This window comes from Kribbella sp. NPDC023855, from assembly GCF_040639475.1.
GTDB lineage: Bacteria > Actinomycetota > Actinomycetes > Propionibacteriales > Kribbellaceae > Kribbella.
Window position 1 is genome coordinate 364,092 of sequence record NZ_JBFAAA010000006.1, and the last position, 24,497, is coordinate 388,588.

Here is a 24,497-nt window from a genome sequence, read left to right on the forward strand (position 1 = left end):
GCTCCGCGCTGGCGCACTACATGACCGCGCGGCGCTGGGCTTCCACCTCGCAGTTCTCAAAGCTGGCCACGGAGGAGCCAGCGCCTCAGGGGTGGGTGGGAGCTAGCGGGCGCGCACGCGACGGAGGAGCGGGCGGCGGCGCCGGCGTGGGGGATTACCACACACGGGCTTACTTTACTGTGTGAAGCTATTGACACCCGGCGGGAATGGGGAAATAGTTTCGACCTGAAAACAATCAGAAAGCAGAGTGAATCAACAGTGTCGAACATCGAGGTGTTGCAGCTCCGCTCGGCGGGGGTCAGCCTTGTGCTGGATTGTTCTGGGCCGGCTCTTCCGTCTGTGCTGCACTGGGGTGCGGATCTCGGGCCGCTGGACGACGCGGCTCTGGCCGGACTCCGGCAGGGGGCGGGCGCAGTACAGGCCGGTAATGGGCTGGACGACAACCTGCCGGTGGCGATCATCCCGGAGTACTCCGCGGGCTGGTTCGGGCTACCCGGGCTCAGTGGGCATCGCGACGGGCAGGACTTCTCCGCCTCGTTCCAGCTCACCGAGGTCGCGCAGACCGGCAACAAAGTCCAGGTGACCGCGACCGACCCACAGGCTGGGTTGAGCCTCGCGCTCGCGATCGAGCTGAACGACTCGGGGCTGGTGCGGGCCAAGGCGGAGCTGACGAACACCGGCGCCTCGGCGTACACGGTCGATGGTCTGGTGCTCGCGTTGCCGGTGCCGACCGAGGCGACCGAGTTGCTCGACATGACCGGTCGGCACATCGGTGAGCGGCACCCGCAGCGGCACGCGTTCACGCAGGGCGCGCACATCCGCGACAATCGCCGCGGCCGCACCGGCGCCGACGCCACGCTGCTGCTGATCGCCGGCACCCGCGGCTTCGACTTCGGCACTGGCGAGATCTGGGCCGTGCACACCGCCTGGAGCGGCAACCACCGCTCGTACGCCGAACGCGGCATGAGCGGGTACGCCGTGATCGGTGGCGGCGAACTCCTCCTTCCCGGCGAAGGCCGGCTGGAACCGCAAGGGTCCTACAGCACCCCATGGATCTACGGCTCGTACGGCGTCGGCCTCGACGAGGTGTCGACCCGTTTCCACAACTACCTGCGGGCGCGCGAGACGCACCCCAAGACCGACCGCCCGGTGGTGCTGAACACCTGGGAGGCCGTGTACTTCGACCTCGATCTCGACAAGCTGAAGGCACTCGCCGACGCGGCCGCCGAAGTGGGTGCGGAGCGGTTCGTACTCGACGACGGCTGGTTCCGCGGCCGCCGCGACGACCATGCGGGCCTGGGCGACTGGTACGTCGATGAGAGCATCTGGCCGAAAGGGCTGCACCCGCTCGTCGACCACGTCACCGGACTCGGGCTGCAGTTCGGCCTCTGGGTCGAGCCGGAGATGGTCAACCCGGACTCCGACCTGGCCCGCGAGCACCCTGACTGGATCCTTGCCACCGGCAACCGGATGCCACCGACCGCCCGCCACCAGCAGGGCCTCAACCTGGGCATTCCGGCGGCGTACGACTACTTGCTCGAGCGACTCGACTCGCTGCTGAACGAGTACGACATCAGCTACCTCAAGTGGGACCACAACCGCGACTTCGTTGACGCAGGCAACCAACAGACCGGTACTGCGGGGGTCCACGAGCAGACTCTTGCCGTGTACCGGCTGCTGGACGAGCTCAAGCGCCGCCACCCTGGCCTGGAGATCGAGTCGTGCTCGTCGGGTGGCGCCCGGGTCGACCTCGCGATCCTGGAGCGGACCGACCGAGTCTGGGGAAGTGACAGCAACGACGCACTGGAGCGGCAGAAGATCCAGCGCTACACCCAACTGCTGCTACCGCCGGAGCTGATCGGCTGCCACGTCGGCCCGCCGAAGGCGCACACGACCGGCCGGACGCAGAGCCTCGCATTCCGGGCCGCAACTGCGTTGTTCGGCCACTTCGGCATCGAGTGGGACATCAGCGCGGCTTCCGCCGAGGAGCGCGAGGAACTGGCAGGCTGGGTCGCGTTGCACAAGGAGTTGCGGCCGCTGCTGCACACCGGCAAGGTGGTCCGCGCCGATCGTGGCTCGGACGACTTCCTGCTGCACGGAGTGGTCGCGCAGGACGGATCGCGCGCCGTGTACTCCGCGGTGCAGCTGGCCCAGTCGGTGACCTCCGACGTCGGCCGGGTCCGGCTGCCGGGTCTCACCAAGGACCGGGTCTACCGGGTCAGCAAGATCGCCACGCCCGGCCCGGAGAGCCGCCACTCGACGCCGTGGTGGCGCGACGGCGGCACGGTGGAACTGAACGGCGCCGCGCTGGCGTCGGTCGGCGTCCACGTGCCGGCGCAGTGGCCCGAGAGCGCAGTCCTGCTGGACGTCCAAGGGATCTGAGCCACCGACCGAGGAGGATGCCCCGTGACCACGACGACGAGTGCGCCGAGCGGCGTAGCACGCAAACGACGAAGGTACGGGGATCTGAAGGTCGCGATGATCTTCCTGGCCCCCGCGACGCTGGGCTTCGTGGTCTTCTACATCTGGCCCACGTTGCGGGGTGCCTACCTCAGTTTCACCGAGTACAGCCTGTTGTCCGCCCCGGAGTTCAACGGGCTGGCCAACTACGACCGGATGCTGCACGACAGCTTCTTCTGGAACGCGCTCGTCGTCACCGTCGAGTACGTCGTGATCAACATCGGGCTGCAGACCGTGCTGGCGGTCGGCATCGCGATGCTGATGTACCGGTTGACCCAGTCGATCACGGTCCGGGCGGTGATCCTGGCGCCGTACCTGGTGGCGAACGTCGTGGTCGCGCTGGTCTGGTACTGGATGCTCGACTACCAGATCGGCATCGTGAACCGTGGCCTGACCTGGCTCGGGGTCGACCCGGTCGCCTTCTTCGGTGACTCGCACTGGGCGATCCCGACCATCGCCGGGATCAACGTCTGGCGGCACGCCGGGTACACGGCGCTGCTGGTCTTCGCCGGGCTGCAGACGATTCCGAAGTACGTCTACGAGGCGGCCGAGATGGACGGGTCGACCGAGATGAAGACGTTCTGGCGGATCACCCTGCCGCTGCTGCGTCCGGTCCTGGTGATGGTCCTGGTGGTCACCATGATCGGCTCGTTCCAGATCTTCGACACCGTCGCGGTGACCACCCAGGGCGGGCCGATCAACGCGACCCGGGTGATCTACTACTACATCTACGAACGGGCGTTCACCCGGTTCGACTTCGGCTACGCGTCCGCGATGGCGATGGTGCTGTTCGCCATCCTCGCGATCATCTCCCTGCTGCAGTTGCGGTTGCTGCGGGCCAAGGAGAGTGATCTGGCATGAGGCTGCGACTCAATCCTGGCCGCATCGTCGCGTGGGCCTGCCTGATCGTGTTGATGCTCCTGACCCTGTTCCCGTTCTACTGGATGCTCCGTACTGCGCTGTCGAACAACACCCAGCTCGCCGGCAACGCCAGCTCGTTGTTGCCGGTGGAGACGACACTGGGCGCCTTCAAGCGGGTGCTCGGGTTGTCCACGGTCGCCGAGGCGCAGGCCCAGGGTGGTTCCGGTGCCTCGGTCAACTTCTGGCTGTACCTGCGCAACTCGTTGGTGGTGGCAACCGTCACCACGGTCTGCCAGGTGTTCTTCAGCGCGATGGCGGCGTACGCGTTCGCCCGGCTGCGCTGGCCCGGCCGGGACAAGGTGTTCGCGGTGTTCCTGGCCGCGCTGATGGTGCCGCCGATCTTCACCACGCTGCCGAACTTCGTGCTGATCAAGAACCTCGGCCTGCTGAACAGCTTCGCCGGCATCATCCTGCCGAGCGCGTTCATGACCCCGTTCGCGATCTTCTTCCTGCGCCAGTTCTTCCTCGGCATCAGCCGGGAGCTGGAGGAGGCGGCGATGATCGACGGTGCCGGTCACCGGCGGATCTTCTTCGGCCTGATCATCCCGATGAGCGCCGCGCCGATCACCACGCTGGCCATCCTGACCTACATCAACTCCTGGAACGACTACTTCTGGCCGTTGCTGGTCGGCCAGCAGGAGAAGGTGCGTGTACTGACCGTTGCCCTCGGCATCTTCCGGTCGCAGACGCCGCAGGGCGGTCCGGACTGGGCGGGGCTGATGGCCGCGACGCTGATCGCCGCGTTGCCGATGATCCTGCTCTTCCTGGTGTTCGCCAAGCGGATCACCAACTCCATCGGTTTCTCCGGGATCAAGTGAGGTGTCCACGATGAGCATTTCACGCCGCACCATCCTGAAGGCCGGACTCGCGGGCCTCGCCGCCTCGGCGGTGGCCGGCTGCAACAACGGTGCCGCCGACCGGCCGCCCGGCGAGGTCTCCTACTGGCTGTGGGACTCCGCCCAGCTGCCGATGTACAGCGAGTGCGCCAAGTTGTTCGAGCAGCAGAACCCGCAGTACTCGGTCAGGATCGAGCAGAACGGCTGGGCCGACTACTGGAACAAACTCGTCACCGGCTTCATCTCCGGTACTGCGCCCGACGTGTTCACCTCGCACTCGTCGAAGTACCCGCTGTTCGCGGACAAGGGACAGCTGCTCGCGATCGACGAGTTCGTGGCCAAGGACAACGTTGACCTCGGCATCTACCAGAAAGGCCTCGCGGACCGCTGGGTCGGTGCCGACGGCAAGCGGTACGGGTTGCCGAAGGACTGGGACACCGAGGTCTACTTCTACAACAGCGCGATGACCGAAGCGGCCGGGATCAGTACCGAGCAGCTGAACTCGATGACCTGGAACCCCAAGGACGGCGGCACCTTCGAACAGATCGTCGCCCGGCTCACCGTCGACGCCAAGGGCCGCCGCGGCGACCAGCCCGGCTTCGACAAGAACAACGTGAAGGTCTACGGCCTCGGTTTCGGTGACGCCGGCGGCGCCGACGGCCAGACCAGCTGGAGCTGGTACGCCGCGAGCAACGGCTGGAAGTACTCCGAGGGCGAGCCGTGGGGAACCAAGTTCTTCTACGACGACCCGAAGTTCGTCGAGACGATCGCGTGGTGGCGTGGGCTGATCACCAAGGGGTACATGCCCAGCCTCTCCCAGGCGAAGTCGGGGATCGACAGTTCGGCGACGGCGGCGTTCGGGGCGGGTAGGTACGCGATCACCCCGAACGGCTCGTGGATGCTCGGTACCTACGGTCAGCTCAAGCAGGTGAAGACGAAGCTGGCCCGGCTGCCGCAAGGGCCGATCGGCAAGCGGATGTCGATGATGAACGGGCTGGCCGACAGCATCTGGGCGGGCACGACCCGGAAGGAGGCGGCCTGGGCGTGGGTGAAGTTCCTCGGCTCGCAACCGGCGCAGGACATCGTCGCCAAGGCCGGAGTCGTCTTCCCCGCGGTGACCGCCAGCATGCCGGCCGCGAAGGACACCTTCGCCAAGGCGGGCTGGGACGTGACGCCGTTCCTCGAGCCGGTGGAGGCGGGCAACGTGTTCCCGTTCCCGGCGAATCCGAACGCGGCCGACGTCTCCGCGGTGATGACCCCGGCGATGGAGGCGGTCGTCGGCTTCCAGGCGGAGCCCTCGTCGCTGGCCAAGGCCAACGAAGAGGTGAACGAGATCCTCTCGGCCAGCTCCTAGCAGCCTGAACCACCACTCGGCACGCCCCTGACTGCGGGTTCGGTCAGGGGCGTGTACTCCGCGGGGAGTAGGAGAGGTGTCGCCGTGGAGGGGACGCGGCGGGGGCGGGGTGGGCGACACGATCGGTGCAGTCGGAGAACTGCGATGACCGAGGGAGTGTCATGAACGAGGAGAAGCCGGTTCGGATCGGCGATCGGGAGCGGGAAGAGGCGGTGGCGCGGCTGGGCGCGCACTACGAGGCGGGGCGGCTGACCGCTGAGGAGCACCAGGAGCGCGTCGGCGAGGCCTTGCAGGCGAAGACCCAGCTGGACCTCGCCGCCCTGTTCGAAGACCTCCCGCGCGAGCAGGCAGCCGGGACTGGGCACGCGGGTGGGCAGGCGAGGGCTGGAGCGCAGGCGTCGGCGGGCGGTGGGCGGGCGCAGTACGGGGCGGCTTGGATGCGTGGTGGGCGGGTTCCGGTGTCGTTGGTGGTTTTGTTGGGGGTTGTTGGGGTGCTGGCGTCGGTGGCTTGTGTGGTGCTGGGTGGGCATCCGCCGGTGGTGCCGTTCTTGCTGATTGTGGCGGGTGTGATGATCGCGAAGTCGCGTCGGCAGGGGGTGCGGGCATGAGGGCGGCGTACCGGGTGGTCGCATCGCTGATCGCGCTGGCGGTGGTGTTGCAGGTCGCGTCGATCGCGATGGCCGGGTTCACCATCGCCGGTGACGCGGAGGACGGCGCGACGATCGGGGCCGACTACAGCAACTTCGGGCAGAGCTACCACAGCATGGGCGGGATGGCGATCGCCCTGCTCGCGCTGGTGTTCCTGATCGTCTCGTTCCTGACCGACGTACCGCGCGGGCGCATGCTGGCCGGGATCGTGGTCGGCCTGGTGGTCCTGCAGATCCTGCTGGCCGTGGTGTCCTTCGGACTCCCGGCGCTCGGCCTGCTGCACGGCATCAACGGACTCGCGATCGCCGGTGTCGCCGGGACGGCATCCCGCCGGGCTGCGACGGTGGCTCAGCCCGCGACCAGTGCGTAAGTGGAAGGGGCGGCTGATCGCCCTCGGGGTGACGCTGGCGGTCCTCGTACCGCTGGCGTACCTCTGGGCGACCAGCCTGGTCCCCAACGACTATTCGGCGATGGAGATGGGGTACGCCGATTACGGCGGCGGACCGTCGGCGTCCGGGCACCAGCATCACGGGGGTAAGAGCGTCGCGGACCTCACCGGGCCGCGGACCGGCAAGCCCGATGTCGCCGTCACGCTGACCGCGCGGAAGCAGAAGTTCACCCTCGCGAGTGGCGAGTCGATCGACGGGTTCACCCTGAACGGCACCTCACCCGGCCCGCTGATTCGTGCAAAACAGGGCGACCTGGTCGAGGTGACGCTGGTGAACGAGTCGGTGCCGGACGGCGCGACGCTGCACTGGCACGGGATCGACGTACCGAACGCGGAGGACGGAGTCGCGGGCGTCACGCAGGACGCAGTACCGGTGGGTGGGAAGCACGTCTACCGGTTCCAGGCCGACGTGGCGGGGACCTACTGGTACCACTCGCACCAGGTGTCGAGTGAGGAAGTGCGCGACGGGCTGTTCGGCACGATCGTGATCGGCGGCGCGCAGGAGGAGGACGTGATCGCGGCGATCCACACCTACGACGGGAAGCGCACGATCAACGGGCGGACCGGGTCGTCACGAGTAGATGTTGCCCCAGGCAAGAAGATTCGCGTGCGGGTGATCAACACGGACAACACGATCATCCGGACCGGGCTGATCGGCGCGCAGTACAAGGTGATCGCGGTGGATGGTCGGGACCTGACCGGGCCGGCGCCGGTGACGGCCGCGTTTCCGTTGGCGGCCGGGGCGCGAGTGGATCTCGAAGTGGTGATGCCCGCGGCCGGGGCGCTGCGACTGGATGCGGGCACCGCGACTCTGGACCTCGGCGCAGGTGATCCGCCGACGGGGAAGTTGTCATCGGAGTCCGTCGACCTGCTGACCTACGGTGCGCCGGCACCGCTCGGGCTGGACCCGGCGAAGGCGGATCGGCGGTTCGAGTACCGGATCGGGCGGCGGCCGGGCTTTCTCGACGGCGTACCGGGGCTGTGGTGGACGATCAACGGCAAGAAGTTTCCGGACGTGCCGATGTTCATGGTCGTGGAGGGGGACGTGGTGGTGATGAAGATCAGCAACTCCAGTGGTCAGGCGCACCCGATGCACCTGCACGGGCATCACGCGGTAGTGCTGTCGAGGAACGGCGTCGCGGCGAGCGGGACGCCGTGGTGGATCGACACGCTCGAGGTCGGTGACAAGGAGACGTACGAGATCGCCTTCGTGGCCGACAACCCCGGCGTCTGGATGGACCACTGCCACAACCTGCCGCACGCCTCGGAGGGGTTGATGACGCATCTGGGCTACGAGGGCGTCAGTACGCCGTACCGGGTCGGCGGTGAGCACGGGAACGAGCCGGAGTGAGGTATTGATCGAAGGAAATGGATCGTTCTATGATCCTGGATCATGAGCGCGCTGAGCGTCAGGCCACTCGACCCGAGCACCTGGGCGGACTTCGCCCGGCTCGTCGAGGCGCACAGGGGTGTCTGGGGTGGGTGCTGGTGTATGGGCTTCCACCCCGAGGGCTTCGGGCCGGACAACCGGGGTGCGAAGGAGACGCGGGTGCGGAGCGGTCAGGCGCACGCTGCGCTGGTCTTCGACGGGGATGAGGCTGTCGGTTGGTGTCAGTACGGTCCGACCGATGAGCTGACCAGGATCAAGCACCGGAGGGCGTACGAGAAGGAGCTCGCCACGCTGCCCGACTGGCGGATCGTGTGCTTCTTCGTCGCCAACAAACGTAGGCGTCACGGCATCGCGTCCGCGGCGCTGGCGGGTGCGCTCGAGCAGATCGAGAAGGCGGGCGGTGGTGTCGTCGAGAGCTACCCCGAGGACACCACCGACCGCAAGACCTCCGGCTCCTTCCTCCACAACGGCACCCTCGCCATGTTCGAACGCGCCGGTTTCGAACGCGACCGCCAGATCGGCAAACACGCCTGGGTCGTCACCAAGACGATCCCCTGAGGAACCATCCGGAGCATGACGCCGTCTACCCAGGAAATGGACGGAGAACAGCACGACCGCCGGTTCGGACGTCGCTTGGGGCTGCTCTTCCGGGTGTTGCGGAGGACCGTCGGCGGGCTCTTGGTGCTGGCGTCTCTGGCGATCATCCCGATCGGGATCAGCGCCGGTCGCTATGACGAGCGTCTGGCCCGAGCCGTTCCGGTGCAACAGGCCGTCGTGGTCTCCGTGGAGGAGGTCAAGTGGTCCAAGTACGACGACGTGACCATCAAGATCGCCCGGCCCGGGGACGGGGTGGCTGTCGAGCTCATTGGAGGCAACGATCTTGACCCGCGACCGGCAGTAGGCGACCGGATCGGGGTCATCGTCGACCCCGAGGACTCGGAGTACATCCTGGCGGCGGACGTCGACTGGGAGATGCACTGGTACTGGTATCTGCTGGGTGTCGTGATCGGGTTGCTGTGCGCCGGGTGCAGTGCGCAGTTGTTGGTGTGAGTTGGGTCAGGCGGAGGTTGTTGTTCTTAGCAACAGTTGGTGGCTGATTCGGTGGCAGCGGGCTCGGTGGAGGGCGGCTATGCGTTCGCAGGCCGCGTCCATGGCTTCCTGCTGGGACGGGTAGTAGCCGTACCAGAAGGGGTCGTCCGGTTGTGGGTCCGTGTGGTCGTCGATGTCGGCGTACCAGTCGCCGCCGGCGCGGAAGACGCGCGCGTGCAGGTGGATCTCTGTCCCAAGGTCGCTCATCGCCCGCATCCCCATGTGTAGAGAAACCGTGCGCTTGCTCTTCCATGGTGAAACTGCCCGGCGCCGATCCGGCGACCGACACGCCGTCAGAGCACGAGGACAGTGATTCGCTGGGCCGAGTTGTTGGCGAAGCCGCCGCGGTTCCACGGGGCTTCGATGGGCTGGACCCGTCCGCTGCGGTCGTGGGCGCGGACCGTCAGCACGTGCTCACCGCTGGTTGCCTGCCAGTCGTAGGAGAAGCCGCGCCAGGACAGGTCGTTGCTCTCAGCATCGAGTTTCGCGTCCTGCCAGCTGACGCCGGCGTCCACGCTGACCTCGACCCGCTCGATCGGGGCCCAGCCGGACCACGCGCGGCCCTGCAGGACGACCGGCCCGGCGGTGACGAAGCGGTGCCGGCTCATGAAGTCCGGGTAGCCCGGCGGGATCAGCAGCGCGCGCGGCTCGATCCGGGTGATTGCGACCCCGGGATCGTCGGCGTCCTGCCGGATCCGGTAGGCGACCGCGTTCTGGTAGCCGGTGAACTCGTGGTCGATCAGCTCGATCGAGCGCAACCACTTCACGCTCGCCATCCCGTACCAGCCGGGCACCACCAGCCGCAGGGGATAGCCGTGCTGCGGCGGCAGCGGTTCGCCGTTCATCTCCCAGGCGACGATCGCATCGGAGTCGAGCGCCTCGGCGAGCGTCAGGCCGCGCTGGTAGTCCTGCTCGACGCCTCGCTCGAACCCGTGGTCGGCGCCGGTGAACACCACGTCGACCGCATCCGCACGAACACCCGCCGCTTGGATCAACGCGGCCAGCGGTACGCCGGTCCACTCCGCCGTCCCGACGGCTTCCATCAACCAGGGTTGGCTGATCGGCCGCGGCTGCAACGACGCGCGACCGTTGCCGGCGCACTCCAAGGTCACCCGGACCGTCTGCCGCCCCATCGCCCGCAGCGCGGTCAGCCCGAACGCCAATGGTTGCTCGACGCAACCACCAACGGACAGTTGCCAGCTCGCGGCATTCGCGGCCGGGATGTCGTAGTGCACCAGCACGTAGTGCAGGCCGGGCGGCGTCAGCTCGTACCGCAGCGCCTCCAGCGGGATCCCGTGGTTACGCGCAGCCAGTTGCAGCTCATCCCCGGTGATTCCTTCGCCGGTGTCCGCCAGCCGCCCCTTGGCGCTGAACTGTTCGATCGACATCGTCTGGCCCCTTTCCCCCGGTTGTAAGCCTAGGTCACGACGCAGCCCGAGTCATCAGAGCCAGCCGTTGTCCAGGGCGATTCGGGCTGCCTCGGCCCTGGTCCGGGCGCCGGTCTTGCCGATCGCGGCCGAGAGGTGATTGCGGACCGTGCCCTCCGACAGATGGAGCTCCCGGGCGACGTCAGCGACCGTGCCTCCCGCGCGGGCGGCACGCAGTACGTCGGACTCTCGCGCCGTCAGCGGACTCGTCCCTGCAACCAGGGTCTCGGCGGCCAGCGATGGGTCGACGACGCGCAGGCCCTGGTGGACCCGGCGTACGGCGTCAGCGAGTTGAGCCGCGGGCGTGTCCTTGACGACGAATCCGGCCGCGCCCGCCTCCATCGCGCGGCGGAGGTATCCCGGCCGGCCGAAGGTCGTCACCATCAGCACCCGCACACCCGGTACTGCGCGCAGCGCGGCCGCCGCCTCGATGCCGTCCAGCCCCGGCATCTCGACATCGAGCAGGGCCACGTCGGGTTTCGCAGTACGGACTGCTTCGAGGACCTCGTCGCCGCGGCCGACCTCGGCGACCACCTCGAGGTCGGGTTCGAGATCCAGCAGCGCGGCCAGGGCGCCACGAACCAGCGCCTGGTCGTCCGCGATCAGCAGCCGTATCGTCACGGGCCAACTCTGACAGCCAGCCGGAAGCCACCACCCGGCGCGGTCCCGATCTGCAGGGCCGCCCCGGCCGCGTCCGCGCGCTCCCGCAACCCGATCAGCCCATGCCCGGAAGCTCCGCCGGCAGGCGTCGGACCCTTGCCGTCGTCCAGTACTTCGATCTGCCGCGCGCTCAGCTTGATCGTGCACTTCTTCGCCCCGGAGTGCCGGACCACGTTCGTCACGCCCTCCCGGACGACCCAGGCGAACAACTCGCGCTGCGCCTCCGGTACCTCGTCGATCACCGTCGGCAGGTCAGCTTTGATCTCGGCTGCCTGCAAAGCGGCCCGCGCCGACACCAGCTCACCGGCCAGACTCAACTCGCGGTACCCGGCAACAGCGGCCCGTACGTCGGCCAGCGCCGAGCGCGCCAGCCGCTCGACATCCGCGACCTCGGTCGCCGCGCGGTCCGGATGGGCCTCGATCAGCCGCCCGGCCAGCTCGGCCTTCACCGTGATCACGGTCAGCGAGTGGCCGAGGATGTCGTGCAGATCGCGGGCGAACCGGTTTCGTTCCTCCTGGACGGCCAGTTCGGCGAACTCTTTCCGGGTGTCCGCCAGTTGCATGCTGCGCAGCATGGCCCGCCGGAAGCCGAAGACCGCGAGCCCACCGAGCAGAATCGCGAAGCCGTAGGTGCCGTCGTCGTGCCAGCCGGGAACGAGTCGTAGCGAGGCCTCGGCGAGCAGCAGCAGGCCTACGCCCAGCGCTGCGCCGATGCGCAGCGGGAACACCATCATGCCCAGCGCTTCGACGAACACCAGTGCGGTCAGGGCGCTGTCGCCGGCCGCCGGGACCATCAGCGCGGCCAGCGCGAGCAGGGTGACGACGAAGCCGATCCGGAGCGAGAGCGGCGACTTCGCCCGGGCGAGACTCCGGAACCGGGCGTAGCCGAAGAAGGACAGGTACGCGATGGCGAACAGGAACAGGCCGGTCATCCCGAGGATCTGCTCGGCCAGGTCGTCGTGCCGCAGGATGTCCTCGAAGGGCTGGTTCAGGAAGAACAGCCAGACCCCCGCCAGCAACCACCCCAGCCCGAGCCCACGCCGAGGCTCGTCCAGCGCTGCGCCGGACCCGGCGGTGCCCGGCCGGGCTCCGGTTGCTGGAGGCCGGGTCGGCGGCTGAAGGTGGCTCACGGTTTTACGCTAACCGGTCGGTCTCAGGCCCGGGCCGTGTCGGCGCGGAATCGGCGTACCGCGATGATCCCGAGGCCGGCCGTCCAGGCCAGCACGACCAGTACCGCGTGGTAGTCGAGGCCGCTCTGCGACAGCGCGCTGCGCGAACTCAGCCCGGTCCAGTACGCCGGGGTCACCTCGGCGATGTGCTTCATCACCGACGGCATCTGGTCGACCGGCAGCCAGAGTCCGCCGAAGGCCGCGATCAGCATCGTGCTCAGTCCGGTGATCGGCTGCACGCTGTCCGGCTTGGCGACGTACCCGATGACCAGGCCGATCGCGGCGAACGGCAGGGCTCCCAACCAGGAGACCAGGGCAACGGTCAGCCACTGCGTGGCGCTCAGGTGCACGTGGCCGACCACCATGCCGAAGGCAAAGACCACCAGCAACGGTGGGACGGCCAGCAACAGCGAGAGAATCACCTTCGTGGTGACGTAGGCCTGCGGTTTCAGCGGAGTGAGCCGCAGCGTGCGGTTCCAGCCACCGTCCCGCTCGGCCGCGATCACGCCGCCACTGCTCATCGCGGCCGACATCGACCCGAAGATCGCCATGCTCACCATCACGTAGGCGATCGCCGAGATCCCGTTCTGGCTGGCGTCCTTGGGGATGGTCAGGCCGAAGATCGCGAACAGGATCACCGGCATCAGGATCGAGAAGATCAGCACCCGCCGGTTCCGCAGCGTGCGGCGGATGTCGAACATCAGGTAGTCGAGGTTCATGCCACGGCCTCCTGCTCGGCGCCGAGCGCCAGTACGGCGTCCTCGAGATCGGCCGAGGTCACCTCGATGTCGTGAGCCGTGGTGTTGTCCAGCAGGAAACGCAGCGTCCGGTCCGAGTCCGCACACTGCAGCAGTACTACGTTCCCGCGCGTCTCCACGCTCCGTACGCCGGGCAGCGCCGCCAACGCGGCCAGGTCGGCACCGGGAACGGTCGCGCGAATGGTCCGTCCCGACACGCTCGCCTTGATCTGCGCGGCGGTGCCGTCGGCAACGACTTTGCCCGACCGCATCAGCACCACGCGGTCGGCGTACGCGTCGGCTTCTTCCAGGTAATGGGTCGCGAACAGGACGGTGCGGCCGCGAGCTGTCTCGGCGTGCATCGACGCCCAGAAGTCGCGCCGGGACTCGACGTCCATCCCGGTGGTGGGCTCGTCGAGCACGATCAGGTCGGGCTGCGGGATGATCGCCATCGCGAACCGCACCCGCTGCTTCTGCCCGCCGGACAGGCCTTTGAGCTTCCGGCCGGTCAGGTCGGCGATACCGGCCCGGTCGAGCGCCTCGGCGATCGGCAGCGGGTCGCGGTGCAGGCCGGCGACCAGGTTCAGCAGCTCGCCGACCTTGGCGTCCTCGATGATGCCGCCGCTCTGCAGCATCACGCCGACCTTGCTCGCCGCGATCGCCTCGGCCGGCGATTCGCCGTACACCTGGACGCTGCCCTGGTCGGGCCGGACCAGTCCGAGCAGCATCTCGATCGTGGTCGACTTGCCGGCGCCGTTCGGGCCCAGCATCGCCACCACTTCGCCCGACCGGATCGTGAGGTCCACGCCGGCCACGGCCTGCACTTCGCCGTACTTCTTGGTCACTCCGCTCAGGGTGACCGCACTCGTCGTCGTCATACCCAGAACACTGCCGCCGTACTGCGGTCCGTTCCTGGGGCGGCCGTCATGACCTGCCCATGACAAAAGTCAGGCCCCGGGAAGCCACCGTTTGATGGCTTCCCGGGGGGCTGATCAGCTTCAGGCCGGGAGGGTCCAGAGCTGGTTGGTGCTGTTGACGCAGTCCCAGATCTGCAGCCGGGTGCCGTCGGCCGAGCTCTGGCCCGTGGCGTCCAGACAGCGACCGGATGCCGGATTGCGCAGCGTTCCGTTCGCCTGCGGCTGCCACGACTGGGCGCCGGTGCCGTTGCAGTCGTAGAGCTGGACGAGGGTGCCGTTCGCAGTACCGGCCGCGGTGACGTCCATGCACTTGCCCAGGGCCCGGATCGTGCCGTCGGTGCCGACCGTCCAGGTCTGCGCGTTGGTGCCGTTGCAGGTCCAGAGCTGGACGGCGGTGCCGTTCGCGCTGTTGGCGCCGGCGACGTCGACGCACTTGCCGCCGATGCCCTTGATCGTGCCGGTCTTGCCGCCGGGGTTACCGGTACCGCCCGCGGCGTCGAAGATCGCGCTGACCAGCGAGGTGGCGCCGGTGGTGTCCTGGGACAGCTCCCAGTTCATGATGCCGCCGGCGTTGGCCACCGCCCACTGGGTCTTGCGCTTGATCGTGGGGATGCCGTTGTAGCACTGCTGGGCGCCGTTGACGGTGACGCAGTCGACCTGGGCGTTGGCCGCGTTCATCCCGACGATCTGCGAGTACGTCAGGTAGTTCGGCCGGCTGTAGAACGGCACGCCGAGCACTGTCTTGCCGGCCGGCAGACCCCGGCCCTTCCAGAAGTTGGCCGACGCGATCGACCAGTTGTAGTTGGCGTGCGGGCTGCCGCCGTCGTACGCCATGATGTTCAGCCAGTCGACGTAACCGAAGACGGCCGGCTGGACGCCCTCGGCCGTCGTACCTTCGGAGACGACCGCGGCGGTGAGGAGCTTGCCCCTGCTGTGCATGGCAGTGCTCAGCTGCGACATCAGTGCCGTGAAGTTGTTGCCGGAGGCGCCGGGGTCGGGGTACTCCCAGTCGATGTCCACACCGTCGAGGTTGTGCTGGGTGACGGCGTTGACCACGCTGTTGACGAAGGTCGTCCGGGACGTGGAGTTGCCGGCGAGCGCCTCGAACGCCGAGTCGTTGCCGTCGTTCCAGCCGCCGATGGCCAGGGAGACCTTGACGCCGCTGCTGTGCGCGAGGTTGACCAGGGAGGCGAGCTTGCCCGTATCCGGGATCGCCTGCAGGGTGCCGTTGGAGTTCGGCAGCGCGAAGGCGTAGTTGATGTGGGTCAGCTTGCTGTACTGGATGCTGTTGACGCTGCCGGACCATGACGGCATGTAGCCGACGCTCTTGAATCCGGCCGGCAAGGCAGTGGCGGCTGTGGCGGCCTGCGCGGCAGCGGGTGCCGTGGCGGCGGCGTCGGCGCTGGGAGCGCCGGCGAAGGTTGCTATCAGGCCGGCGGTGCCGGTGACCATGGCGAGGGCTGCGACGGCCACTCGACTTCGGAGCTTCATCCTGGCTGACTTCATGGGGGCGGTGTCCTTTCGGATGGACCCTCGCGGCCGCTCCCGTCCAGCTCAGGGGATGACGAAAGCCGTCCGGGCGCAGGGGGCAGCGCGCGGACGGTCGCCTTCTCTTGGCACCTTCTCGGGGGCGGAAACTGCGAAGGTGAATATAGAAGAGATCTGACCGAAGTCGGGTTCAGTGAACCCCGGATGACTGACCGGCGTCAAGGCGTCATCAGGGATCAGAATGCGCATTCTCAGCGTGCTGATCAGATGTCGGGGGCCTCTGAGCGGGAGGTTCTGGTGATGGCGACCGAGGCGGCGACCACGCAGGCCATGCCGGCGAGCTGGATCGGAGCCAGCCGCTGGCTGAGGATCAGGAAGCCGGCGGTGGCGCCGACAGCGGGCTCGATGCTCATCAGGATCCCGAAGACGACCGGCTTCATCCGGCGCAGCGCGAGGGTCTCGAGCGAGTAGGGGAGGACGGACGAGAGGATGGCGATCGCGAGGCCGATGGCGAGGGACTTCCAGTGCAGCAGCTCGCTGCCCGCGGTCATGAGGCCGATGGGTGCGGTGAGGACGGTGCTGACGACCATGGCCAGCGCGAGACCGTCGAGCTGGGCGAACCGCCGGCCGGTCTCGGCGCTGAGCAGGATGTAGCAGGCCCACAAGGCGCCGGCCAGCGCGGCGAACCCGACGCCGAGCCAGTCGACCTCCGAGAGCTCATGCCCGTTCACCAGTACGACGCCCAGCGCCGCGCCCGCGACGGCGATCAGGTCCCGCGGCTTGCGTGACATCGCCGCGGCCAGGCCGAGCGGGCCGATGAACTCGATGGTGACCGCGACGCCGAGGGGCAGGCGTTCGAGGGAGAGGTAGAAGGACAGGTTCATCAGGCCCAGCACGATGCCGAAGGCAACCACCGCGAGGAGGTCCCGGCGAGTTCGTTGCCTGAGGCTAGGTCGGGCGATCAGCAACAAAATCGGTACGGCGAGGGCGAGGCGCAGGGAAACGGTGCCGGCGGCACCCAACCGCTCGATCAGCAGCGCGGCCAGCGCACCACCGAACTGGACGGACACCACCCCACCCAGCACCATCGCCGTCGGCGGCACCCGCACAGTACGCACAACCTTCATCAGATCACGGAGCCCGAGTGGGCTGAGCGTCGTCTCACCCTCGGAGTGCGTCGAGGCCGTTCCAGAGGAGTTTTTGGAGGGTGGTGGCGAGCTTCTGGGGTGAGGGGGTACCGGCGTTGCGGGTGCGCCAGATGGCGAGGCGTTCGGTGGCGCCGGAGATGCTCTGGGCGACGATCTGGATCTCTTCCTCGTCATGCGGGTGATCGGCGGGCAGGTTGAGCCGGACCATGGTGGCGATCAGCTCGACGAACTCGGCGCGCACCTCGTCGGCGGCCTGGGCGGCCGGGCCGGCGGCGAGCATGCCCTCGTCGACCAGCACCGACCACGCTCGCGGGTGCTCGTCCAGGAACGTGAACCACGCGACGAACCCGGCGTACATGGCCTGCTCGGGGTCGGGTGCGGCGAGAATCGCGTCGGCGACGGCATCCAGGAGCTGGGCTCTGAGGCGGGACAGGCAGGCGAGGAACATGCCGTCCTTCGAGCCGTAGTACTGGTAGACGAGCGGTTTGGAGACGCCGACCGCGGCGGCGATGTCGTCCATCGAGGTGCCCTGGTAGCCGCGCTCGCCGAAGATCCGCTCGGCCGCGTCCAGGATCTCCCGCTCGCGCGCCGCCCGATCCCGCCGGCGCTTCACCGGTACTGCGCCGTCCGTGGTCGAGGTCACTTGCACACTCTAACTGACTCCGAGTAACTTACTGGGAGTAAGTTCTGCCAGCGCGCCCCAGGGAGGCTCCGATGACGGCAACGCGACAGCACCGGATCGTGGTGATCGGTACCGGCTTCGCCGGGATCGGGATGGCCGTGCGCCTCAAGCAGGCCGGCTACCACGACTTCGTCGTGCTCGAGCGGGCCGACGACGTCGGCGGGACCTGGCGGGACAACACGTACCCCGGCTGCCGGTGTGACGTCCCCTCGCACCTGTACTCCTTCTCGTTCGCGCCGAACCCGGACTGGTCGAGCACGTTCTCGCCGCAGCCGGAGATCGAGGAGTACCTGCGGAAGGTGACCGACGGCTTCCGGGTCCGGCCGCACATCCGCTTCGGTCATGCGGTCGAGTCGGCCCACTGGCAGGACGGCCACTGGCTGATCCACACGAACCAGGGCGACTTCACCGCCGAGCTGGTGCTGTCCGGGATGGGTCCGCTGGCTGAGCCTTCCATTCCCGAGCTGCCGGGGATCGAGTCGTTCGAGGGGGAGGTCTTCCACTCCGCGCAGTGGAACCACGACCTCGACCTGAGCGGCCGCAAGGTGGCCGTGATCGGCACCGGCGCGTCGGCGATCCAGTTCGTGCCGGCGATCCAGCCTGATGTCGAGGAGTTGCACCTGTTCCAGCGCACGCCCCCGTGGGTGATGCCGCGGCCGGACCGCAAGATCACCGTCGCCGAGAAGCGGGTCTACCGCGCGTTTCCCCTTGTGCAGAAGGCGGTTCGGGCGGGCATCTACTGGAGCCGTGAATCGCTGGTGCTCGGCTTCGCCAAGCTGCCCGCGATGATGAAGCAGGGTCAGAAGATCGCCGAGCGGCATCTTCAGCAGCAGATCCGGGACCCCGAGCTGCGAGCCAAGCTGACGCCCGACTTCACCCTTGGCTGCAAGCGAGTGCTGATCTCGGACGACTACTACCCGGCCGTCGCGCAGCCGAACGTCGAGGTCGTCACCGAGCCGGTCTTCGAGGTCACCCCGACCGGCATCGTCACCGAGGACGGTGTGAAGCACGAGATCGACACGATCATCTACGGCACCGGCTTCCGGGTCACCGATCTGCCGGTGATGGACATGCTGCACGGCCGCGACGGCAAGACGCTGCGCGAGGCCTGGGCGAACGGGATGGAAGCCCACCTCGGTACGGCGATCGCCGGCTTCCCCAACTTCTTTCTCCTGATCGGCCCCAACACCGGCCTCGGTCACAGCTCGATGGTGTTCATGATCGAGTCGCAGATCGCCTACATCTTGGACGTACTGCGAACGATGGACGCCGAGGGTCTGCGTGAGGTCGAAGTACGGCCGGAGGTGCAGCGGCAGTTCGTCGACGGGGTTCGCTCGTCGATGCGCAACACGGTCTGGACTCGCGGTGGCTGTACCAGCTGGTATCTGGACTCCGAGGGCCGCAACACCACGCTGTGGCCGTCCTTCACCTTCCGTTTCCGGCAGCTGACTCGACACTTCGACCGCAGCGAGTATCTGACCCGCTGAGACCTAGAGGGCCAGCTCGGCGACTGTCTGGTCGCCGCTGGTCTCCCCGGTTTCCTTGAAGCCCAGGCGCAGGTAGAAGCCCTGCGGGCCGTCGGCGCCCGGGTGGTAGGTCACGGTCATGACCTTGCCGCCGCGCCGGCGGATCTCCTTGGCGACCTGCTCGACCGCGAACCGCCCGTACCCCTTCGCCTGCGCCCCGGCGTCGATGTTCAGCCGCCACAGGCCGGAGCGGATGTCGCTGCGGCTCCCGTCGCCGAGCCAGTCGATGTCCAGGAAGGCCATCAGGAACCCGACCGGCTCGTCCCCGTCGAGGATCAGCCGCGGCCACGCCACGCCGGGCCACAGGGACGCCTCCGCCAGGGACCGCACCACCGGTTCAACCAGGTGCTCCTGGTCGGCGCGGACCTTGATCGCGAGTGCGGTCTCGAAGTTGTCCGGGGTGATCTCAGCCAGGCGGAGCTCGGTCGTCATGCGGTCACGATAAGGCGCCGGTCACTTCTCGCTATGTGACATTAGCCGTGTTACATTCAATCGGTCAGATAGTTGGTCGATCGGAGGGCCGTCGTGACGCTGCTGCTTTCGCTGCATGGCATCGGTGGCCGGGGCGACCTGCCCGTTCCGCTCTGGCTGGCCATCTACTCGGCCGCTGCCGCGGTGGCTGTCGCGTTCTTCGCCCTAGCCGCCTTCTGGTCGCAACCACGCTTCGAACGGGCCGCCGGTACTCCGTTGCGCCGGCTGACGCGGGTGGTCGACGCTCGGGCGATTCGATGGTTGCTGAAGGCGCTTGGGTTGGGGGCTCTCGTGTTGTTGCTTGCGGCAGCGTGGTTCGGGAGTGACTCGCCGAGTCACAATCCGGCGCCGACCTGGCTTTATGTCTGGATCTGGGTCGGCATCATCCCGCTGTCTCTGCTGCTCGGCCCGGTCTGGCGGCTCGGCAACCCCGTGCGCACGCTCGCTGCGCTGGTGCCACGCAAGTCCTATCGCCCGCTACCCGCCGGAATCGCTTACTGGCCGGCGGTTGCAGGCCTTCTCGGCTTTCTCTGGCTAGAGCTCGTCTACCCCGACGGCTCGGCGCCACTGGTCGTCGCCACCTTCGTGACGACGTACGCCGTCGTGAATGTTGCCGCCGGCATCGTCTACGGTCCGCGCTGGTTCGGCATCGGGGACAGCTTCGAGGTGTACGCCGAAGTGCTCGCCAAGCTCAGCCCGATCGGTCGCGACACCCACCGACAGCTCGTACTCCGCAACCCGCTCGCGGGCCTCGCCTTGCTCCCACAAGAGCGTGGGATGGTCGCTCTGCTTTGCCTGTTGCTCGGGTCGACCGCCTTCGATGGCGTCAGTCGTTGGTCTGCTTGGACAACAGTGACTGGCGATCTCGGGCCGGCCGCGCACATCGTCGTCTACACCATCGGCCTGCTGGCGGCAGTCGCCGTGGTTGCGGCTCTCGTCCTCCTCGCGACCCGCGCGACGGGCGCGGCGCGGATCCGGCCCGGCAGTCTGGGCGAGGCCGGGTTGCCTGGCGCGTTCGTGCATTCGCTGGTGCCGATCGCGATCGGGTACGCCGTCGCGCACTACTTCTCGTTCGCGATGTTCCAGGGCCAGGATGGGTTGCTGCTGGCAACCGATCCGTTCGGCCGCGGCTGGGATCTGCTCGGGGTGGGGGAGGCGCGGATCAACTACGCGTTCCTCGGGACCGGGCTGATTGCCGGCGTCCAGATCGGCGCGATCGTGCTCGGACACGTACTCGGGGTGGTGTCCGCGCACGATCGCGCGACGCAGTTGTTCCGCCGTCGTCAGTTGCGCCGGGCGCAGTACCCGATGCTCGCGGCGATGGTCGCCTTCACCGCAGGGGGAATCGCGTTGGTGACGGCGTCATGATCGCCCTGCACCTGGGCGGCATTCCTGAGCTGGCGATGGTGCTCGGGCCGATCCTGCTGATCGTCGCGTTCGTGCGGATCGCCCGCCGCAACGAAGCGACCGCCGCCGACGAGGACGACTGGGACGCCGACCTCGGCGACTTGGACCCTGGCAACGCGACCGCGCCGAAAGGCGGGCAGGTCAGCGGACCTTCACCGCGGTCGCCGGGCCGGTTCTGACGTTGCGGCCGTCGGTCACCTGGACGCGATAGCTGACCGTCTGGCCGCGCTTCAGGCCGCTGTCGTTGAAGGTCGCCGCGGTCGGCTTCAGCCACGGGTACGAGTCGCGTCTCCAGCTGCCGACCTTGGTGTTGCCGCGGAACAGCGTGTAGGTCAGCGTGATGTTGTCCGCGTCAGCCACTCGGGGGAAGCTCACCACCGCCCGTCCGGCGCGAGTGCTCGAGACCTTCGGAGCGCCGGGCGTGGCCGGCTGCGCGCCACCCACGGCGTTGGAGAACCGAGTGAGGCCCTGCTGCCTCCTACCGTTCACGAGCGTGAAGTCGCCGCCGACCCACAGGTCGCTGCCGCCCGAGGCGAACGCCAGCGGACCGACCTCCGTAGTACCGCCGCCGTTGGTATTGGGGAACCAGGGCCCTAGCTTGCCGGTGGTCGCGCTCTCGACCAGGAGGTGGCGGGTGCCGTTGCCGTCCTTGAAGCCGCCGTTCTTGCTGCAGTCGTGGGCGTGGGAACCCTTGTAGAGCCAGTTGCCGATCGCCTTGATCGCTTCGGTGGCCCCCAGACAAAGGTTCTGCCAGAGCAGCTTGCCCGTCCGGGCATCAGCAGCCAGTACGCCGTCGTAACATCCCGAACCGCTGCCCGCGTTGGCGACGAAGACCTTGTTGCCGAGGGTGTCGATGTCCTTGACCCGGCTGACGCAGTCGGGCGACGGCTCCGGGATCGCGGCGGCGGCCGGCATCGCGAAGGGCACGCCGGTCGTCGGGTGCACCATCGCGAGCGCGTTGTGGTCCTCGTCCTTGAGCGACGTGAAGCCGCCGCCGACAAAGACGCGGCTGCCGTTGTCGGCCACGTCGATCGCGAAGACCTCGTCGTCCGCGTCCGGATCCCACGGCAGCAGGGCACCGGTCTTCAGAGTCACCGCGGCTAGGTAGTTGCGCTCCTGGTTGTCGACCCGCCCGAACGAGCCCCCGAGGTACACGCTGTTGCCGTAGATGGCGAGCGCGGAAACGCGATAGGCGACCGCGGGGTCCCAGCCGGCCACGAGCTTGCCGGTGGCGACGCTGAACATCGCCAGGTGCTTGCGGGGCAGGCCGTTGACGGTGGTGAAGTCACCGCCGATGACGACCCACTTGCCGTCCGAGCTCGTCGCGATCGCCCAGACGGCCCCGTCGAGCTTCGGCGCGAACCCGGTGGGTGCGCCGGTGCTGCGGTTGAAGGCGGCGAGGTAGCTCCGCACGGCGCCACCGCGCCCGACGGGTTGACCGGGCTGCCGGATCCGGGTGAACAGGCCGCCGGCGTACACGGTGTTGCCCGCGACGGCGAGGGCGTTGACGCTGGCATTGGTCTGCCAGGTCGCCTGCCTGAGCGCGGACAACGCCGAGCCGAAGCCCTGCGTCGCGGCTTCGACCGGCCGCCCCGACGGGATCAGAGCTGCTCCGATCACGGCCAGAGCGGTGACGACTACCAGTACTGCCTTTTTCATGACCGTCCTCAGAAAAGCCCAGCTGTCGTGACAGTGCGCGGTCAAACGATAACTGTCTGCAGAGCGTGAGGTTACGGCGGACTACCGATCGCGCCATTCGCGGGCCAGCAGGGCGAAGACGAGTTCGTCGCACCATTCGCCCTTGAAGAAGACGTTTTCGACCAGGTGGCCTTCCTGGCGCATGCCCAGGCGGGTCAGCAGCTTGACCGAGGCGGCGTTGCCGTTGATCACGTTGGCGCAGATCCGGTGCAAGTCGAGCTCCTCGAAGCCGAGGCGCAGTACTGCGTTGGCGGCTTCGGCGGCCAGGCCTCGGCCGTGGTAACGGGTGTGGAGCGCGTAGCCGAGCTCGCCCTGGCGACTGGTATCGCTGGCCCACTTCAGCAGTACTTCGCCGATCACGGTGCCCGTCTCGCGCAGTTCGATCGCGAGGACCAGCCATTCTCCCGGCTCGGTGAGGGCGTCCTGGGTGAGCTTCACCTCGAGCGCGGCGCGGGTCTGCTCCCGGTCGCGGACCGGCCAGGGAACGTAGCGCACCACGTCGGGGTCGGAGTGGAAGGCGAGCAGGTCGTCCAGATCGTCCATCCGGTGCGGGCGCAGGTCGAGACGTTCGGTCCGGATCGGGTAGCTGGGGTGGAGGGACACCGGTGCGCTCCTGTCTAATGGCGTTAGACAGTAGCCTAGCGTGGACGTCCGGCGGGGAGCGAGGGGATTTCGTGAAGCGTGATGCGTCGTCGCATGCGGCTGCGGGGATCTCCGTCGGGGCGATCGTCGGTGCGGCGCTGGCGGTGATCCGGGAGTCAGGTGTCGATGGGCTGACCATGCGGTCGGTCGCCGAACGGCTGGAGGTTCGGGCGCCTTCGCTCTATCACCACGTCCGGAACAAAGACGAGTTGCTGGAGCTGGTCGCGCGCAACGCGTTCGACTCCTTCGAGGCCGATCGGGCTGCCTATGAGCGCGTCGAGACGGTCGAGGACTGGGTCGAGGTGACTACGGCTGGGGCGCTGCGGTTGCGGGAGTTCTATGCCGGGCATCCCGGGCTGGCCCGGCTGATCCAGGCGAAGGCGACGCCGTACCGCGATGAGGGCGAGGGTTCGAGAGCGGCCCTGGTCCGAGCTCAGCTGACCGCCCTGGTGAGGCTGGGTATCCCGGAGCCCGTCGCCAGGTCAGTCTTCGAAACCACCGCCCGCTGGACCATGGCAGCCGTCGCCGCCGAACCGGCCACCGGCGAGGATCTGTTTCCGGTTGGGTTGACCTACTTCTTGCGAGGCGTTCAGGCGCACCTCGAGGACGTGTTGTCAGCCGGTTGAGGGGAGGGCGTCGGGGTCTACGCCGAGTTCTTGGTAGGCGACGACCTCGATCTCGCGGCCCATTGCTTCGCGGAAGGCGGCGACCAGCGCCTGGCCTGCCAGCGGGATGATGTTTTCCAGCGTGCGCTGGATCTCCGGCCACCGGTCGGCCGGCAGGCCCGCGTCGGCGAACTCGCGCCAGACGGTACTGCGGAACAGCTCGACGTAGATCTTGGCGACCGCGTCGGCATGGCTCAACAGCTTCGGCAGCATCTGGAAGATCGCGTCCAGCGGGACGCCGAGCTTGATCACCTCGAGGCCGGTCCGCAGCAGATCCGGGTTCGGGATGCGGAGCCGGCCGTCGTCCTGCCGCTCGGCGATGCCCAGCTCGACCAGCTTGTCGATGGTCGCCGGGTTGTGCGGGATGCCCGCGCGCTCGGCCAGTTGCTGCTCGGTGATCACCTCGGGCTCGGTCGGCGTCCACGGGCTGACCAGCGTCTCGAAGACGCCGAGCGCCAGCGCGCCGTCGGGGAGTTCGCTCATCATCCGCTCGACCGCCGCCAGGGTGTACCCCTTGTCGAGCAGCTCGCGGACCAGCGTGAGGCGCGCCACGTGGTCGGCGCCGTAGTACCCGGTCCGGCCGACCAGCCGGGGCGGCGGGATCAGCCCGCGTCCGGCGTACGCGCGGACGTTGCGGACCGTCATGCCCACCTTCGCGGCGAGCTGGTCGACCGTGAGCTCTTCCTGGGCCGACTCGGCCGGCATCTGTCCTCC

General features: G+C 68.0%; 26 protein-coding genes. 13 read left to right on the forward strand and 13 right to left on the reverse strand.

Going from position 1 to position 24,497, the window contains the following annotated elements:
• Nucleotides 1–258: 258 nt before the first annotated feature.
• The 9 genes from AB0F51_RS23375 to AB0F51_RS23415 all read left to right on the forward strand — a co-directional run bounded on the left by AB0F51_RS23375 (nucleotide 259) and on the right by AB0F51_RS23415 (nucleotide 9,107).
• Nucleotides 259–2,382, forward strand: a complete 2,124-nt coding sequence (locus tag AB0F51_RS23375) for an alpha-galactosidase (RefSeq protein ID WP_360283219.1) — start codon at nucleotides 259–261, stop codon at nucleotides 2,380–2,382.
• 24 nt (nucleotides 2,383–2,406) lie between these two features.
• On the forward strand, nucleotides 2,407–3,321 hold the full coding sequence (locus AB0F51_RS23380) for a sugar ABC transporter permease (protein ID WP_360283221.1): 915 nt from the start codon (nucleotides 2,407–2,409) through the stop codon (nucleotides 3,319–3,321).
• A complete protein-coding gene (locus tag AB0F51_RS23385) occupies nucleotides 3,318–4,199 on the forward strand; it encodes a carbohydrate ABC transporter permease (protein WP_360283223.1) in 882 nt (293 codons plus the stop codon). Before AB0F51_RS23380 ends, AB0F51_RS23385 begins: the two co-directional genes overlap by 4 nt.
• Nucleotides 4,200–4,209: 10 nt before the next feature.
• On the forward strand, nucleotides 4,210–5,571 hold the full coding sequence (locus AB0F51_RS23390) for a sugar ABC transporter substrate-binding protein (protein WP_360283225.1): 1,362 nt from the start codon (nucleotides 4,210–4,212) through the stop codon (nucleotides 5,569–5,571).
• Between the two features lie 161 nt (nucleotides 5,572–5,732).
• Complete coding sequence (locus AB0F51_RS23395) at nucleotides 5,733–6,179, forward strand: DUF1707 domain-containing protein (protein WP_360283227.1); 447 nt, start codon at nucleotides 5,733–5,735, stop codon at nucleotides 6,177–6,179.
• On the forward strand, nucleotides 6,176–6,589 hold the full coding sequence (locus AB0F51_RS23400; RefSeq protein WP_360283228.1) for a hypothetical protein: 414 nt from the start codon (nucleotides 6,176–6,178) through the stop codon (nucleotides 6,587–6,589). Before AB0F51_RS23395 ends, AB0F51_RS23400 begins: the two co-directional genes overlap by 4 nt.
• Nucleotides 6,582–8,018, forward strand: a complete 1,437-nt coding sequence (locus AB0F51_RS23405; RefSeq protein ID WP_360283230.1) for a multicopper oxidase family protein — start codon at nucleotides 6,582–6,584, stop codon at nucleotides 8,016–8,018. The genes AB0F51_RS23400 and AB0F51_RS23405 overlap by 8 nt, the downstream gene beginning before the upstream one ends.
• Before the next feature lie 42 nt (nucleotides 8,019–8,060).
• Nucleotides 8,061–8,615: a GNAT family N-acetyltransferase gene (locus AB0F51_RS23410; RefSeq protein ID WP_360283232.1), complete on the forward strand. Its 555-nt coding sequence runs from the start codon at nucleotides 8,061–8,063 to the stop codon at nucleotides 8,613–8,615.
• A 15-nt stretch (nucleotides 8,616–8,630) separates the two neighbouring features.
• Nucleotides 8,631–9,107, forward strand: a complete 477-nt coding sequence (locus AB0F51_RS23415; protein ID WP_360283234.1) for a hypothetical protein — start codon at nucleotides 8,631–8,633, stop codon at nucleotides 9,105–9,107.
• A gap of 6 nt (nucleotides 9,108–9,113) precedes the next feature.
• Here the strand turns inward: AB0F51_RS23415 and AB0F51_RS23420 are convergent, their stop codons facing one another.
• The 9 genes from AB0F51_RS23420 to AB0F51_RS23460 form a co-directional block, all read right to left on the reverse strand.
• On the reverse strand, nucleotides 9,114–9,353 hold the full coding sequence (locus AB0F51_RS23420) for a hypothetical protein (protein WP_360283236.1): 240 nt from the start codon (nucleotides 9,351–9,353) through the stop codon (nucleotides 9,114–9,116).
• An 86-nt stretch (nucleotides 9,354–9,439) separates the two neighbouring features.
• Nucleotides 9,440–10,534 (reverse strand): sulfite oxidase, encoded by a 1,095-nt coding sequence (locus AB0F51_RS23425; protein ID WP_360283238.1) that lies wholly within the window; start codon nucleotides 10,532–10,534, stop codon nucleotides 9,440–9,442.
• 54 nt (nucleotides 10,535–10,588) lie between these two features.
• Entirely contained in the window at nucleotides 10,589–11,194 is a 606-nt protein-coding gene (locus tag AB0F51_RS23430; protein WP_360283240.1) for a response regulator transcription factor, read from the reverse strand.
• Nucleotides 11,191–12,363, reverse strand: coding sequence for a sensor histidine kinase (locus tag AB0F51_RS23435; RefSeq protein WP_360283242.1), 1,173 nt, complete (start codon nucleotides 12,361–12,363; stop codon nucleotides 11,191–11,193). The genes AB0F51_RS23430 and AB0F51_RS23435 overlap by 4 nt, the downstream gene beginning before the upstream one ends.
• Before the next feature lie 23 nt (nucleotides 12,364–12,386).
• A complete protein-coding gene (locus tag AB0F51_RS23440; protein ID WP_360283244.1) occupies nucleotides 12,387–13,121 on the reverse strand; it encodes an ABC transporter permease in 735 nt (244 codons plus the stop codon).
• A complete protein-coding gene (locus AB0F51_RS23445) occupies nucleotides 13,118–14,017 on the reverse strand; it encodes an ABC transporter ATP-binding protein (protein WP_360283246.1) in 900 nt (299 codons plus the stop codon). The genes AB0F51_RS23440 and AB0F51_RS23445 overlap by 4 nt, the downstream gene beginning before the upstream one ends.
• Before the next feature lie 120 nt (nucleotides 14,018–14,137).
• Complete coding sequence (locus tag AB0F51_RS23450; protein WP_360283248.1) at nucleotides 14,138–15,562, reverse strand: glycosyl hydrolase family 18 protein; 1,425 nt, start codon at nucleotides 15,560–15,562, stop codon at nucleotides 14,138–14,140.
• A gap of 245 nt (nucleotides 15,563–15,807) precedes the next feature.
• Nucleotides 15,808–16,671: an EamA family transporter gene (locus AB0F51_RS23455; protein ID WP_360283250.1), complete on the reverse strand. Its 864-nt coding sequence runs from the start codon at nucleotides 16,669–16,671 to the stop codon at nucleotides 15,808–15,810.
• A gap of 34 nt (nucleotides 16,672–16,705) precedes the next feature.
• The gene (locus AB0F51_RS23460) at nucleotides 16,706–17,335 is read right to left on the reverse strand and encodes a TetR/AcrR family transcriptional regulator (RefSeq protein ID WP_360283252.1); all 630 of its coding nucleotides are present in this window, start codon (nucleotides 17,333–17,335) and stop codon (nucleotides 16,706–16,708) included.
• A 71-nt stretch (nucleotides 17,336–17,406) separates the two neighbouring features.
• Here AB0F51_RS23460 and AB0F51_RS23465 point away from each other — a divergent pair, with 71 nt between their 5' ends.
• Nucleotides 17,407–18,861: an NAD(P)/FAD-dependent oxidoreductase gene (locus tag AB0F51_RS23465; RefSeq protein WP_360283254.1), complete on the forward strand. Its 1,455-nt coding sequence runs from the start codon at nucleotides 17,407–17,409 to the stop codon at nucleotides 18,859–18,861.
• Nucleotides 18,862–18,864: 3 nt separating this feature from the next.
• Here the strand turns inward: AB0F51_RS23465 and AB0F51_RS23470 are convergent, their stop codons facing one another.
• A complete protein-coding gene (locus AB0F51_RS23470; protein ID WP_360283256.1) occupies nucleotides 18,865–19,332 on the reverse strand; it encodes a GNAT family N-acetyltransferase in 468 nt (155 codons plus the stop codon).
• A gap of 93 nt (nucleotides 19,333–19,425) precedes the next feature.
• On the opposite strand from AB0F51_RS23470, the gene AB0F51_RS23475 reads away from it, so the two are divergent.
• Together AB0F51_RS23475 and AB0F51_RS23480 are read left to right on the forward strand one after the other, a co-directional pair.
• Nucleotides 19,426–20,739: a hypothetical protein gene (locus AB0F51_RS23475; protein WP_360283258.1), complete on the forward strand. Its 1,314-nt coding sequence runs from the start codon at nucleotides 19,426–19,428 to the stop codon at nucleotides 20,737–20,739.
• A complete protein-coding gene (locus AB0F51_RS23480; protein WP_360283260.1) occupies nucleotides 20,736–20,957 on the forward strand; it encodes a hypothetical protein in 222 nt (73 codons plus the stop codon). Before AB0F51_RS23475 ends, AB0F51_RS23480 begins: the two co-directional genes overlap by 4 nt.
• Here AB0F51_RS23480 and AB0F51_RS23485 read toward each other — a convergent pair.
• Both AB0F51_RS23485 and AB0F51_RS23490 read right to left on the reverse strand, forming a co-directional pair.
• Entirely contained in the window at nucleotides 20,920–22,437 is a 1,518-nt protein-coding gene (locus tag AB0F51_RS23485) for a fibronectin type III domain-containing protein (protein WP_360283262.1), read from the reverse strand. The two genes, AB0F51_RS23480 and AB0F51_RS23485, sit on opposite strands and share 38 nt — an antisense overlap.
• Before the next feature lie 81 nt (nucleotides 22,438–22,518).
• The gene (locus tag AB0F51_RS23490) at nucleotides 22,519–23,079 is read right to left on the reverse strand and encodes a GNAT family N-acetyltransferase (protein ID WP_360283264.1); all 561 of its coding nucleotides are present in this window, start codon (nucleotides 23,077–23,079) and stop codon (nucleotides 22,519–22,521) included.
• 71 nt (nucleotides 23,080–23,150) lie between these two features.
• On the opposite strand from AB0F51_RS23490, the gene AB0F51_RS23495 reads away from it, so the two are divergent.
• Nucleotides 23,151–23,744 (forward strand): TetR/AcrR family transcriptional regulator, encoded by a 594-nt coding sequence (locus AB0F51_RS23495; protein ID WP_360283266.1) that lies wholly within the window; start codon nucleotides 23,151–23,153, stop codon nucleotides 23,742–23,744.
• On the opposite strand, the gene AB0F51_RS23500 is transcribed toward AB0F51_RS23495, so the two are convergent.
• A complete protein-coding gene (locus tag AB0F51_RS23500; RefSeq protein ID WP_360283268.1) occupies nucleotides 23,733–24,488 on the reverse strand; it encodes a MerR family transcriptional regulator in 756 nt (251 codons plus the stop codon). The two genes, AB0F51_RS23495 and AB0F51_RS23500, sit on opposite strands and share 12 nt — an antisense overlap.
• Nucleotides 24,489–24,497: the final 9 nt, after the last annotated feature.